This window comes from Kitasatospora sp. NBC_01300 (assembly GCF_041435235.1).
Classification (GTDB): domain Bacteria; phylum Actinomycetota; class Actinomycetes; order Streptomycetales; family Streptomycetaceae; genus Kitasatospora.
In genome coordinates this window covers 4,897,403-4,910,000 of sequence record NZ_CP108408.1, presented here as the reverse complement: position 1 = coordinate 4,910,000, position 12,598 = coordinate 4,897,403, and the positions used below count along the sequence as shown (strand labels likewise).

Annotated in this window: 13 protein-coding genes (1 of these 13 only partly in view); 4 read left to right on the top strand and 9 right to left on the bottom strand. The window is 74.2% G+C overall.

Annotated features, from left to right (window positions below):
- On the bottom strand, positions 1 to 90 hold the beginning of the coding sequence (locus OG556_RS21900; protein ID WP_371518608.1) for a stage II sporulation protein M. 915 nt of this gene lie to the left of the window's left edge; only the first 90 of its 1,005 coding nucleotides appear in the window; the start codon lies at positions 88 to 90; its stop codon lies off the left edge, out of view.
- A gap of 293 nt (positions 91 to 383) precedes the next feature.
- On the opposite strand from OG556_RS21900, the gene OG556_RS21895 reads away from it, so the two are divergent.
- Complete coding sequence (locus tag OG556_RS21895) at positions 384 to 1,310, top strand: RDD family protein (protein ID WP_371518607.1); 927 nt, start codon at positions 384 to 386, stop codon at positions 1,308 to 1,310.
- Between the two features lie 24 nt (positions 1,311 to 1,334).
- On the opposite strand, the gene OG556_RS21890 is transcribed toward OG556_RS21895, so the two are convergent.
- The gene (locus tag OG556_RS21890; protein ID WP_371518606.1) at positions 1,335 to 1,985 is read right to left on the bottom strand and encodes a hypothetical protein; all 651 of its coding nucleotides are present in this window, start codon (positions 1,983 to 1,985) and stop codon (positions 1,335 to 1,337) included.
- A 112-nt stretch (positions 1,986 to 2,097) separates the two neighbouring features.
- Between OG556_RS21890 and OG556_RS21885 the strand changes: the two genes are divergently transcribed.
- Both OG556_RS21885 and OG556_RS21880 read left to right on the top strand, forming a co-directional pair.
- On the top strand, positions 2,098 to 2,610 hold the full coding sequence (locus tag OG556_RS21885; protein WP_371518605.1) for a SigE family RNA polymerase sigma factor: 513 nt from the start codon (positions 2,098 to 2,100) through the stop codon (positions 2,608 to 2,610).
- Positions 2,607 to 3,704: a hypothetical protein gene (locus OG556_RS21880; RefSeq protein WP_371518604.1), complete on the top strand. Its 1,098-nt coding sequence runs from the start codon at positions 2,607 to 2,609 to the stop codon at positions 3,702 to 3,704. Before OG556_RS21885 ends, OG556_RS21880 begins: the two co-directional genes overlap by 4 nt.
- Before the next feature lie 99 nt (positions 3,705 to 3,803).
- Here OG556_RS21880 and ahcY read toward each other — a convergent pair whose 3' ends face one another.
- The 6 genes from ahcY to OG556_RS21850 all read right to left on the bottom strand — a co-directional run bounded on the left by ahcY (position 3,804) and on the right by OG556_RS21850 (position 10,285).
- Positions 3,804 to 5,252, bottom strand: coding sequence for an adenosylhomocysteinase (gene ahcY, locus OG556_RS21875; RefSeq protein WP_371518603.1), 1,449 nt, complete (start codon positions 5,250 to 5,252; stop codon positions 3,804 to 3,806).
- A 351-nt stretch (positions 5,253 to 5,603) separates the two neighbouring features.
- Entirely contained in the window at positions 5,604 to 6,581 is a 978-nt protein-coding gene (locus OG556_RS21870) for a cation diffusion facilitator family transporter (RefSeq protein ID WP_371518602.1), read from the bottom strand.
- Between the two features lie 77 nt (positions 6,582 to 6,658).
- On the bottom strand, positions 6,659 to 7,933 hold the full coding sequence (locus tag OG556_RS21865) for an SIS domain-containing protein (protein ID WP_371518601.1): 1,275 nt from the start codon (positions 7,931 to 7,933) through the stop codon (positions 6,659 to 6,661).
- Positions 7,934 to 7,999: 66 nt separating this feature from the next.
- Positions 8,000 to 8,182: a Trm112 family protein gene (locus OG556_RS21860; RefSeq protein WP_063349138.1), complete on the bottom strand. Its 183-nt coding sequence runs from the start codon at positions 8,180 to 8,182 to the stop codon at positions 8,000 to 8,002.
- Positions 8,183 to 8,265: 83 nt separating this feature from the next.
- Entirely contained in the window at positions 8,266 to 9,651 is a 1,386-nt protein-coding gene (locus OG556_RS21855) for a phosphomannomutase/phosphoglucomutase (protein WP_371518600.1), read from the bottom strand.
- A gap of 190 nt (positions 9,652 to 9,841) precedes the next feature.
- Positions 9,842 to 10,285 (bottom strand): DUF3499 domain-containing protein, encoded by a 444-nt coding sequence (locus tag OG556_RS21850; RefSeq protein ID WP_079136306.1) that lies wholly within the window; start codon positions 10,283 to 10,285, stop codon positions 9,842 to 9,844.
- 84 nt (positions 10,286 to 10,369) lie between these two features.
- Between OG556_RS21850 and OG556_RS21845 the strand changes: the two genes are divergently transcribed.
- The gene (locus OG556_RS21845) at positions 10,370 to 10,822 is read left to right on the top strand and encodes a metallopeptidase family protein (protein ID WP_079135840.1); all 453 of its coding nucleotides are present in this window, start codon (positions 10,370 to 10,372) and stop codon (positions 10,820 to 10,822) included.
- 53 nt (positions 10,823 to 10,875) lie between these two features.
- Here OG556_RS21845 and OG556_RS21840 read toward each other — a convergent pair whose 3' ends face one another.
- Positions 10,876 to 12,597 carry a DUF5719 family protein gene (locus OG556_RS21840; protein ID WP_371518599.1) on the bottom strand — a complete coding sequence of 574 codons (1,722 nt, stop codon included), beginning with the start codon at positions 12,595 to 12,597 and terminating at the stop codon, positions 10,876 to 10,878.
- Position 12,598: the final 1 nt, after the last annotated feature.

Sequence of the window (12,598 nt, the reverse complement as noted above, 5' to 3'; positions counted from 1 at the left end):
CTCCTCCCCGCTGAGCCGGCGCCGTCGGGCGAGGGCGTCCAGCCGTGCCCACTCCCCCTGGTGGGTGGCGACGAAGACGTCCAGGTCCATTCGGCGGCTCCATGGTCGGCGGTGGGCGCGAGGGGCCCGGTCGCGGGCGGGTGGACGGGCGGGTACGTACGGACACGCGCGGCCCAGCATGCCAGCAGCGGTGGGCACCCCGGCCGCCGGGATCTCACTTCCCGTGCGGCCGCCGGGCGCCGTATGTTTGCGGCTGCGGATCAGACTGCGGAGAGCAGGTCGTGGGGGCCGGTCCGGATGACGCCCCTCCCCTCGTCCGTGCCGCCCTCGGCGGCCTCCATGAGTGAGCTGTACGGCTCCACGAACGTGAACGGACAGGTGTCTTGAGCGACCTGGTGACGGGTGAGGCGGTCGTCCTCGACCTGCAGACGGCGAAGCTTCCCAGCCGGGCGCTGGCGATCACGCTGGACCTGCTCGTGGAGTTCGCCGCCCTGTTCCTGGTCTCGCTCACCCTGAGCGTCACCCTGATCGGACTGGACGGTGCGGCGCTGGCGGCCACCTTGATCGGGCTGCTGGTGTTCTTCCTGGTGGCCGTGCCGGTGATGGTCGAGACCTTCACCCACGGACGCTCGCTCGGCAAGGCCGCGCTCGGCCTTCGGGTGGTGCGCACCGACGGCGGCCCGGTGCGGTTCCGGCACTCGCTGGTGCGCGGGCTGGTCGGCTTCATGGAGCTGGTCGCGATGACCGGCGTGCCGGCGGTGATCACCTCGGCCGTGAACGTGGACGGCAAGCGGCTGGGCGACATCTTCGCCGGGACGGTGGTCGTCCGCGAGCGCGCCCCGGGCGGGGGGACGCCGCCGCTGCCGCCCGTGCACCCGCACCTGCTCCAGACGATGGGCCGGGAGCTGGTCGCGATGGACCTGTCCGCCGTGCCGGAGCCGCTCTGGCTGGCGATCCGCCAACTGCTCGGCCGCATAGGCCAGTTGGACCAGACGGTGGCGCTCCAGATGTCCACCCGACTGGCCGGCGACCTGGCGGCCCGGACCGGTCACCCGGTGGCGCAGGGGCTGCACCCGGCGGCATACCTGGGCGCGGTGCTCACCGAGCGCCAGCGCCGGGAGTGGACGCGGGCCCAGGCGCAGTGGCAGCGGACCGCGGCCCCCGCACCCGCACCCGCGGCGCAGCCGACTCCCGCGCCCCAGCCGGCCGCCCCCTCCTTCGAGAAGCCCGCCCCGCCCACCGCCGAGCAGCCGTCCCCGACACCGGCTCCGGCACCGGCCCCCGGCACCGGTTTCGCGCCGCCCGCCTAGGCTCACCGCACTGCTACGCGGGGTCTACTCCCCGAACTGCGCCGGCCAGGCGTTCGGCGGCGACGCCAGCTCCTCCAGTTCGATCCCGTCGGCCGCCAGCACCACGTCCCCCGCGAGGTGCACGACCTGCTGCTCGCCGGTCTCCAGGTCCGCGACCTGGTACCGCTCGACCAGCAGCGGCCCGGAGTCGGTCTGGTGCGTGTCGACCTCCTCCAGCAGCCACCCCTGGTCGAAGGTGCGCGGCGCCAGCACCGGTTCGGTGAACGCGACCAGCCGCACCCGCGCACTCGCCCCCTCCCGCAGCCGCAGCAGCCGGGCGGTGGCGACCAGGAAGGCCGGCGAGCCACCGGTGAACCCGTGCGCCCGGTCGTGCCCCTCCACACTGTGCTCGCCGCCCGGGTCCGCCGCGTCCGTCCGGACCCAGGCGACGCCGTCCACCGCGCCGCCGCGCACCTGCCAGCCGCCGGCCCGCAGCTCCATCCGCAGCGGGCGGGCCCGCGAGTCCAGGGTGAGGTCGACGCTGCCGATCACCCGCCCGTCCGGCGCGTAGGTCTTGGAGACGTACCGCCAGCCGGCCGCCCCGGGGGCGCAGCTGAAGCGCTCCTCCCCGAGCAGCACGCGGTCGTGCCCCAGAGGAGTCATGGCTGTATGGAGCGAGTACCGACCGTTGGGCATGTCCGAAAGCCTACGTGCGCACTTCGCGTGCAACGTTCGGGGCAGGTGCCCGCATTAGGGGGGTGGGCGGCGCGCACGAGCGCCGACGGTACGCGGGAGAAGGGGGGCGCAGATGGCGAAGCAGGCACGCGACGAGGAGTTCACGGAGTACGTGGCTTCCAGGAGCGGCTGGCTGCGCAAGGTCGCCTATCTGCTGTGCGGGGACTGGCACCGCGCGGACGACCTGGTCCAGGAGGCCATCACCAAGCTGTACGTGAACTGGTCACGGGCAGGCCGCATGGAGAACCTGGACGGCTACGCGCGCAGGGTGCTGGTCAACACCTTCCTGGCGGAGCAGCGCACCTCCTGGTGGCGGCGGACCAGTCGGCCGGGCACCGACCTCGACACCGAGTCCGTGCCCGTCGACCTCGACGCCTCGCTGGACCTGCGCCACGCCCTGGCGACGCTGCCGGCCCGCCAACGGGCCGCCATGGTGCTCCGGTACTACTGCGACCTGACGATCGACCAGGCCGCCGACGCCATGGGCTGCTCGTCGGGCAACGTCAAGAGCCAGAGCTCCCGGGCCCTGGACACCCTCCGCGGCAGGCTCGCCGCCCGCCCCACCGTCGCAGAGAGGACGCCATGACCAGCAAGGATCACCACGACCTCACCGCCCGGCTGACGGCCCTCGCCGACGAGTCGGCGCCACCTGCGCGGTTCGACGCCGACCGCTCGATCGCCGAGGGCACCGCCCGGCTGCGCCGCCGCAGGCGCGCCGCGGTCGGCGCCATCGCCGCCGTGACGGTGACGGTGGTGGCGACCACCGCGCTGCTGGCCCCGGGAAGCAGCACCGTCACCCCGGCGCCGCCGGCGGGGCCCACCCCGACCACCTCGACCTCCCCGATCCCGACGCCGACGCCGACCCCGACGCCGACCCCGACGCCGACCCCGACCGTGAGCGGCATCGACCCGCTGTCCACCGAGGTCCACTTCGGCTGGCTCCCCGACTGGGTGGGCGGCGAGCAGCACATCGGCTACGAGACCGGCTACCACGGCATCTACGCCCAGGCCCGCGGCACGGGCGAGAACGCCGCCCGCATCATGCTCTCCCAGTACCCGGCGGGCTCCGAGCCCCCGATGACGGGGTCCGGCGTGAGACTCAGCAAGGTCGACGTCGAACCGGTCAACGGACGACCGGCCTACCGGGTGGTCGCCGACCAGCCCGAGCGCTACCAGCCGACGCTGCGCTGGCTGACCCCCGAAGGCCGCTGGGCCGAGGTCAGCGGGAACGGTCCAGCGCCCGGGGACGTCACCGACGAAGTCCTCCACAAGGTCGCCGCCGACGTCCGGTTCGGCCACTGGGACGTGCCGCTGCCGGTGCGGTTCACCGGCCTGCCCGAGACGTTCAAGGCCACCGACGTCACGCTCTCGCGGCCGGACACGGACGGCGTCGGCGCCTGGAACCTGTGGCTGATGTTCCAGGTCGAGGGGAAGAACGTCTCGGTCGGCATGCGGCCGGTCGGGCCGCGCCCGGTCTACACCAGCACGGACGGCTCGCCCTACACCGACCCGCACCCGCCCCTGGAGTCCGTCCAGAACGGGGTGGAGATCTCCCTCAGCACCGGGGCCGGCGATCCGCCCTCCCTGGAGCAGCTCGGCGGCCTCCCCTGGATGCTCGCCCACACCAAGGCCCTCGGCCCGGACGCAGCCGACTGGACCACCGACGTCATCGTGCCCTGAACCGCCGACGGCCGACCGAACGCGCCGGTGGCCGGCACCCCCGCGCAGGGGTGCCGGCCACCGGCGTACGTCTCACCGCGTCAGTAGCGGTTCACCGCATCAGTAGCGGTACTGCTCCGCCTTGTACGGGCCCTCGACCGGGACGCCGATGTAGTCGGCCTGGTCCTGGCTCAGGGTGGTCAGCTTCACGCCGAGCGCGTCGAGGTGCAGCCGGGCGACCTTCTCGTCCAGGTGCTTGGGCAGCACGTAGACGCCGATCGGGTACTGCTCGGTCTTCGTGAACAGCTCGATCTGGGCGATCGTCTGGTTCGCGAAGGAGTTGGACATCACGAACGACGGGTGGCCGGTCGCGTTGCCCAGGTTCAGCAGGCGGCCCTCGGAGAGGACGATGATGGTCCGGCCGTCGGCCTTGCGCCACTCGTGGACCTGCGGCTTGACCTCGGTCTTCACCACGCCGGGCAGCTGCGCCAGGCCGGCCATGTCGATCTCGTTGTCGAAGTGGCCGATGTTGCCGACGATGGCCTGGTGCTTCATCCGGGCCATGTGGGCGGCCATGATGATGTCCTTGTTGCCCGTGGTGGTGATGAAGATGTCGGCCGTCTCGACGACGTCCTCCAGGGTGGCGACCTGGTAGCCGTCCATCGCCGCCTGGAGCGCGCAGATCGGGTCGATCTCGGTGACGATGACGCGGGCGCCCTGGCCGCGCAGCGACTCGGCGCAGCCCTTGCCGACGTCGCCGTAGCCGCAGACGACGGCGACCTTGCCGCCGATCAGGACGTCGGTGGCGCGGTTGATGCCGTCGATGAGCGAGTGGCGGCAGCCGTACTTGTTGTCGAACTTCGACTTGGTGACCGAGTCGTTGACGTTGATCGCCGGGAACAGCAGCTGGCCGTCACGGTGCATCTCGTACAGGCGGTGGACACCGGTGGTGGTCTCCTCGGTCACGCCCTTGATGGTGGCGGCGACCTCGGTCCACTTGTTCGGGGAGTCCTTGAGGGTGCGGTTGAGCAGCTCCAGGATGATCCGGAACTCGTCGTTGTCCGCGGTGGACGGGTCCGGCGCGGCACCGGCCTTCTCGAACTCGACGCCCTTGTGGATCAGCAGGGTGGCGTCGCCGCCGTCGTCCAGGATCATGTTCGGGGTCTTGCCGCCCGGCCAGGTCAGGGCCTGCTCGGTGCACCACCAGTACTCGTCCAGGGTCTCGCCCTTCCAGGCGAAGACCGGCACGCCCTGCGGGTTCTCCGGGGTGCCCTCCGGGCCGACCGCGATGGCGGCGGCCGCGTGGTCCTGGGTGGAGAAGATGTTGCAGGAGCACCAGCGGACCTCGGCGCCCAGGGCGGTCAGGGTCTCGATGAGGACGGCGGTCTGCACGGTCATGTGCAGCGAGCCGGTGATGCGGGCGCCGGTCAGCGGCTTCGACTCGGCGTACTCGGCGCGGATCGACATCAGGCCGGGCATCTCGTGCTCGGCCAGCTGGATCTCCTTGCGGCCGAACGGCGCCAGGGAAAGGTCGGCGACCTTGAAGTCACCGGTGGTGTCGGTCGACATGCGTCTGCTCCTCGCTGATGGGGTGGGCGTGGCCAAGGTCCTGTGTGTGCGGTCGCAGCGGGGGCGGGGCCGTACGGGTGCACGGCTACGCCGGGGCGGCCGATCCGTGGTGGTGGACCGGTTCCCTGCTGCGCAGCACAAACCGTCGGAGGACCTCTCTCCCTCGACCGGGGCACACCCCACGGGGGCGGACCGCCGATCAACCGCCATCAGCAGCGACGTTCTGGCTCTGGTGACGAATCTACACCGGCGGCCCCACCGGCCGTCCGCCGATGAGCGATTTCGGTCTCGGACCGGACGGGTCCTCAAGCGGATCCCGGCCGGCCCCGGCCGGCGGCGGACCGGCGCCGGTCAGTGCGGGGCGCCGGGCCCGGGCCCGCCGGGGGTGGCCGCCGGGTCCTCGCCCGCGGCGGCCTTCTCGGCGCTGTAGACGTCGGGCTCCAGGTAGATCGCCCGCGCGATCGGGACGGCGGCCCGGACCCGCTCCTCCGCCGCGTCGATCGCCCGCGCGACGCGGGCCGCGCTGTCCTCCGCGTTGACGGCGATCTTGGCGGCGACGAGCAGTTCCTCCGGCCCCAGGTGCAGGGTGCGCATGTGGATCACGCCGGTGACGGCCTCGCCGTCCACCAGCGCCTCGCGGATCCGGCGCACCGAATCCCGGTCGGCGGACTCGCCGAGCAGCAGCGACTTGGTCTCCATGGCGAGCACCACCGCGATCAGCACCAGCAGGACGCCGATGCCCAGGGTGCCGACGCCGTCCCAGACGCCGTCGCCGGTGACCACGGTGAGCGAGACGCCGAGCAGCGCGAGCACCAGGCCGATCAGCGCGCCGGCGTCCTCCAGCAGCACCACCGGCAGCTCCGGGGCCTTGGCGGTGCGGATGAACTGCACCCAGCCCTGGCCGCCCTTGGCCTTCGCCGACTCGCGCATCGCGGTGAGGAAGGACCAGCCCTCCATCGCGACGGCGAAGATCAGCACGCCGACCGCCCAGCCCCAGGAGTCCAGCTTCTCCGGGTGGTTGACCTTGTGCCAGCCCTCGTAGATCGCGAACAGGCCGCCGACGCTGAAGAGGACGATCGCCACCAGGAAGCCGTAGACGTAGCGCTCGCGGCCGTACCCGAACGGGTGCTCCTCGTCCGCCGCCCGGCGCGCCCGCTTGCCGCCGATCAGCAGCAGCACCTGGTTGCCCGAGTCGGCGACCGAGTGCACGCCCTCGGCCAGCATCGACGAGGAGCCGGTGAAGCCGAAGGCGGTGAACTTGGCCGCCGCGATCGCCAGGTTCGCGGACAGTGCCGCAACCAGTGCCTTGGTGCCGCCCTCTGTACTCATGCTCCGGGTCCCTCCGCCGCAATGGCCGGTCGCGCTGCTCCGTCGAGCGCTTACCGTACCGGCCGTGCGACGCCGGCTCAGGACTGCGCGGCGGCGAGCCCGAGGTAGACGGCGGCGAAGTCGGTCAGCGCGACCAGGTCGGCGAGCGCGTGCAGCGGGTCCGGCCGGGCGGTCGCGTACTCGGTCAGCCGGACGTCGTGGGCGCCGGCCAGCCGGTGCGCGCGGGTGACGCCGAAGCTGCGCGGGCCCGCGTCGTCCTCCGGCACCTCGGCCGGCCCGTCCGCCTCGTCGGCCGCGCCGCCGGGCCGGGCCCCGGGCCGACCGCCGGGCGCCCCCGGGACGTGCCGCAGCAGCAGGACCTGGAGGTGCAGCGGATCCGGCTCGTCGACGCGGTCCCGGAAGAAGTCGTCCGGGTCCGCGCCCGCGCCCAACTGGCCGGTGAACATGCCGCGGTGGGCGGTGAGCACCTGCGGCAGCGGCCCGGCCAGCGCCGGGCGGCCGGCCCGTTCGGCGAGCTGGGCGGCGAAGCGGGTGGCGACGGCCCCGGCGATCGGGCCCTCGGCCCACAGCAGCGGGACCGTCCCGGCCAGCCGGGCGGCCAGGCCCTTGGCCGGGTTGGTGTACGCGGCGGCGTCGGGGCGGCAGCGGACGGCGGTCGCGTCCAGCAGGTCGGCGACGGCCGGCAGCGCATCGTAGGGCAGCTGGGTGATGCCGATCTTCTGGGCGAGCGCGAGCAGCGGGGTGAGGTGGGACCACAGCGCGGCCGGGTCCTCGGCGGGGAGGTCCGGCTCGGCGGCCGGGCGGGCGGGCGCCTCGTCCTCGGGCAGCGCGGAGGACACGTACGGCAGCGGCAGCGCGCGCACCTGCAGCGCGGCCTCGGCCAGCGGGCTGCCCGCCGGGGCGGTGACCACGATCGCGCAGCCGCGCGCGTAGGCCTGCTCGGCGAGGCTGACCAGGCCCGGTTCGCCGCCGTCGGCGGAGCTGACCACCAGGAGGTCCAGCGGGCCGGCCCAGCCGGGCAGTTGCCAGCCGAGCCCGGCGGTGAAGGCCGGCGGCGCGCCGGCCCGGTCGGCGCGCGGGGCGGCCGCCTCGGTCGGCGGCAGCGTGGTGATCAGACCGCCGTGGCCGGCCAGCGCGGTCAGGATCTCGCCCGCCGTCAGGGCGCTGCCGTGGCCCGCGACCAGGACGGCGCGCGGGCGGCCGTCCGGGCGCAGCCGGTCCAGGCCGGCCGCGTCGGCCAGCCGCAGCGCGGTGCGGACCCGCGCGCCGGCGCCGGCCAGGGCCAGCAGGGCGCGGTCGCGGTCGGCGCGCTGCAGGGCGGCCGGGTCGTCGAGCAGGGTGTCGTCGAGCATGCGGCGGGCCTCCGGCTGCTGTCCTGTGCGCGCTGGGCTGACGGGGTGGGGGCTTCGCCCCAAGGATCAGGCCGGGCGGCGGGCCTCGTCCACCAGCAGGACCGGAATGCCGTCCCGCACCGGGTACGCGAGGCCGCAGTCCGCGCCGGTGCAGAGCAGCTCGGGCTGCTCCTCGGTGCCGCCCTCGGTGAGCGCGGCCCGGCACTGCGGGCAGACCAGGATCTCCAGCAGGAAGGATTCGAGCTTCATGGGGCTCTCCAAAAGTCGGGGGGTGGCACGGCGGTGCCCCGGCCGATAGGCAACCCTACCGGCCGGGGCACAGCAGGCCTCGGTCAGGCGCGGACGATGGCGAGCACGCCGTCGCGCAGCTCGGCCATCTTCGCCGGGTCCTTGGCCTCGGCGTTCAGGCGCAGCAGCGGCTCGGTGTTGGAGGCGCGCAGGTTGAACCACCAGTCCGGGCCGGCCACGGTGAGGCCGTCCAGCTCGTCGACGGTGGTGCCCTCCAGGCCGGCGTAGGCGGCGCGGACGGCGGCGGTGCTGGCGGCCTGGTCGGCGACGGTGCTGTTGATCTCGCCGGAGGCGGCGTAGCGGTCGTACTCGGCGGTGAGCGCGGACAGCGTGCCGGGCTGCCCGCCGAGCGCGGCCAGCACGTGCAGCGCGGCCAGCATGCCGGTGTCGGCGCGCCAGAAGTCGCGGAAGTAGTAGTGCGCGGAGTGCTCTCCGCCGAAGACGGCGTCGGTGACGGCCATCTCCTGCTTGATGAAGGAGTGGCCGACCCGGGTGCGCACCGGGTTGGCGCCGAGCTCGCGGACCACCTCGGGGACGGTCCAGGAGGTGATCAGGTTGTGGATGACGGTCGGCTCGGCCTCGCCGGCGGCCTGGGCGCGGGCGATCTCGCGGGCGGCGACCAGGGCGGTGATGGCGGACGGGGAGACCGGCTCGCCGCGCTCGTCGACGACGAAGCAGCGGTCGGCGTCGCCGTCGAAGGCCAGACCGAGGTCGGCGCCGACCTCGCGGACCCTGGCCTGGAGGTCGACGATGTTCTTCGGGTCGAGCGGGTTGGCCTCGTGGTTGGGGAAGGTCCCGTCCAGCTCGAAGTACATCGGGACGAGCTCGATCGGCAGGCCGTCGAAGACGGTCGGCACGGTGTGGCCGCCCATGCCGTTGCCCGCGTCCACGACGACCTTGAGCGGGCGGATCGCGGTGAGGTCGACCAGGCCCAGCAGGTGGTCGGCGTAGCCGCGCAGGGTGTCCTGCTCGGACAGCGAGCCCGGCTTGACGTCCTTGGCCGGGACGGTGACGGTGTCGTCCTCGCCCGTCCAGGACTCGACCAGCTCGCGGATCTCGGCGAGGCCGGTGTCCTGGCCGACCGGGGCGGCGCCGGCCCGGCACAGCTTGATGCCGTTGTACTGGGCCGGGTTGTGGCTGGCGGTGAACATCGCGCCGGGCAGGTCGAGCTTGCCGCTGGCGTAGTAGAGCTGGTCGGTCGAGCAGAGCCCGATCTGGACCACGTCGGCGCCGTAGGCGGCGGCGCCCTCGGCGAACGCCCGGGTGAGCGACGGGGAGGAGGGGCGCATGTCGTGGCCGACGACGATCGCGGACGCGCCGGTGACCTGCACGAACGCGGCGCCGAAGGCCCGGGACAGGTGCTCGTCCCACTGGTCCGGGACGACGCCTCGGACGTCGTAGGCCTTCACGAGCTGCTTGAGGTCGCGCACTGCGGCTCCACCCTGGTCTCTGTACTGGTCGGTGTCCGTGTGATCGGCGGCTGTCCGCCCACGGTCACGATACGTCGGGGTCACCGCCCGTTCGGTCGACGGTCCGCGGTGACGGTAGACGGGCAGCGTACCCAAGTCGGGCGAACGCCCGGTGCGGGCCCGGGCGGGGTACGGCGTCGGCTGTGCGCCGTCAGTTGTCCGGCGAGCGCAGGACGCGCAGGTGGCCGCGGCGGCCGCCCTCGGTGGACTCGCCCTCGGACCCGCGGCCCTGACGGGGGGTCTGCGGCCGGGCGGCCTCGCGGACGGCGTTGGCGAGGGCCTCCAGGTCGTCGCTGCTGCGGCGCAGCGGCCCGGCCTCGGCGGCCAGCCGGACGACCTCCCAGCCGCGCGGGGCGGTGAGGCGCTCGGCGTGCTCGGCGCACAGGTCGTAGCAGTGCGGCTCGGCGTAGGTGGCGAGCGGGCCCAGGACGGCGGTGGAGTCCGCGTAGACGTACGTCAGCGTCGCGACGGCCGGCCGGCCGCACGCGGTCCGCGAACAACGACGTACAGAGCTCACGAGGGTGGACGGTACCGCACTCCTCGCCGGGGAGCGAAGACCGCCTGTCCGGCGGGTGTGCCGTGTCGCGGTCCGCACGCCGGTCCGCGCCCCGCCGCCCCGGGCGTTTCCCCGTCGGAGTAGTCCACTTCCGACCGTCCAAGGACTACCCTCGGCAGTGATATGGACAGCTCTGCACCGCAGTCATCGACGGGACCCTCGCGCCGTCCCCGGCATCGCGACCGGCACGGCAGGGGGCTGCGCGGCCCGCTGGCGCCGCCCCAGGTGCCGATCTCGCTCACCCGCTCCGAACTGTTCGACGACTACGTGCGCGAATCGGTGGAGCGTCTTGAACGGCGCTGGCCGCAGTTGATCGAAGTGGAGTTCGCCGTCCAGGAGGTGCCGCTGCACGAGCCCGACGCGGCCGACGGCGAGGACGGCGTGCCGCTGGGGCGGGTGCTGCCGGGCAAGCAAGGGCGCAAGAGCCAGATCGTGGTGTACCGGCGGCCGGTGGAGATCCGGGCGAAGACCCGGGAGGACCGCGCGGCGCTGGTGCACGAGATCCTGATCGAGCAGGTGGCGGAGCTGCTGGGGCTGTCCCCGGACGCCATCGACCCGCGCTACGACGAGGACTGAGCACGCGGACGGGGCGGTACCCGGGCCCACCGGGTACCGCCCCGTCCGACCGGTCAGCGCAGGACGACGCCCGGATCCTGGCCGGCCCGCGGGACCCTGACGGTGCTGTGGTCGTCGCGCAACGCCTGGATGGTGAACATCGGCACGTCCTTGGCGGGCAGCGAGAGCATCCGGGCGGCCATCACCGGGCCGCCGGAGACGGTCTCGACGGTGAGCGCGAAGCTGCCGTTCAGCCCGCCGGGCTCGGGCGCCGGGAGGGCGACCGTGCCGCCGGCCGGCAGCTGGACGTCCTTGCTCACCGGGGTGCCGCCGCCGCTGCCGGCCGAGGCGGTGACCCGGACGGTGGCGGCGTCGCCGGCGGAGGTCAGGAACAGCGTGGACGCGCCGGCCCGGTTGTCGGCGACCGTGGCGCGAGCGCCGACCGGGCCGGTACCGGTGAGCCAGGCCGCGTCGCTCTTGCCGCCGCCCCCGGCCCGGTCGACCCGCAGGCCGGCCACGACCGGGGTGGGGTGCTTGTCGTCGGTGGGCGACAGCCGCAGCCCGGCGACCTCGTCGCGGGTGACCTTGCCGAGGTCGACGGCGGCCACCATGCCCGCCTTGATGTGGATGGACTCGTTGCCGGCCGGGGTGAACCAGCCATTCTTGCCGGACAGCTGGATCTTCAGGTCGGCGTCGTCTTCCGGCGGCGCCCAGACCACCAGGTGGGCGGCGGAGGTGTCGGCGGGCAGGCCGGGCAGCACCTGGGTGGCCGCCGGCTCGGCCGAGGCCGGGATCCAGTCCGCGCCCTTGCCGCCGTCGGCGGCGTGCAACGCGGCGCCGACCCGCCCGCTGCGGGCGACCACGTGCACGGCGAGGTCGTTGACCGCGCCCTTGCTGATCGTCGGCAGCAGCACGGACTGGGAGCTGCCGGGGGCGACGGTGATGCCGTTGGCGGCGTCGTTCTCGATCAGGCCCTTGTCGCCGTACAGCTTGATGTCGACCACGGCGGCGGAGGACTCGGTGTTCACCAGGCTGACGTAGTCGACCCGGTCGCCGGCCGTGCTGGCCCCGGCGAACCAGAAGCTGGTCCCCGCGGGGGTGCAGGTGAGGCCGGACAGGCCGAGGCCGCGCTGCTCGGTGACCACGGTGGTCTGGGTGACGGTGAAGCCGGGGGCGAGGGCGCCGGTGGCGACGGCCCCGGTGCCGGGCGCGGTGTCACCGTTGGCGGCCGGGCCGGTGGCCGGGGTGCCGGGCTTGGCCAGGGTCAGCCGGGCGTCGGCGGGTGCGGCGCCCTTGTCCGGGGCGGCCGGGGCGGCCGAGCCGGACGGCGCGGCGGGGGCGCCGGTCGCCGGGGCGGAGGGCGCGGTGGTCGGCGGGGTCGCGGGTGCGGCGGCGTCGGAGAGCCAGCCGGCCCCGCCGGTGGCGCCGCCCGTCCCGGGCGGGGTGTAGGCGGTGAGCGTGGTCGAGCCGGTCAGGCCCTGGAGCGGCTGCGGGCAGACCGCCGCCGTCCGCTCGACCTGCGCGGTGGTCGGGGTGACGCCGCCGTCCGCCTTGGCGGGCGCGGCCGGCGGGCGTGTCTCGGCGATCCCGAACACCGCCGCGAGCACGACGGCCGCGGCCAGCAGGGACTGCGTGGTCCTGGTGCCCCCGGACCGCCCGGCCGGCCGGGCGGAGGCCGCGGGCTCCGGCGCCTGGGCCGGGGCGGGTCCGGACTGCCCAACCTCGGCGGCCTCGGCGGACTCCGTCGGCTCGACGGCCTCGGGCGCGGACTTCTTCCTGAATGCGGGCTTCTTCATC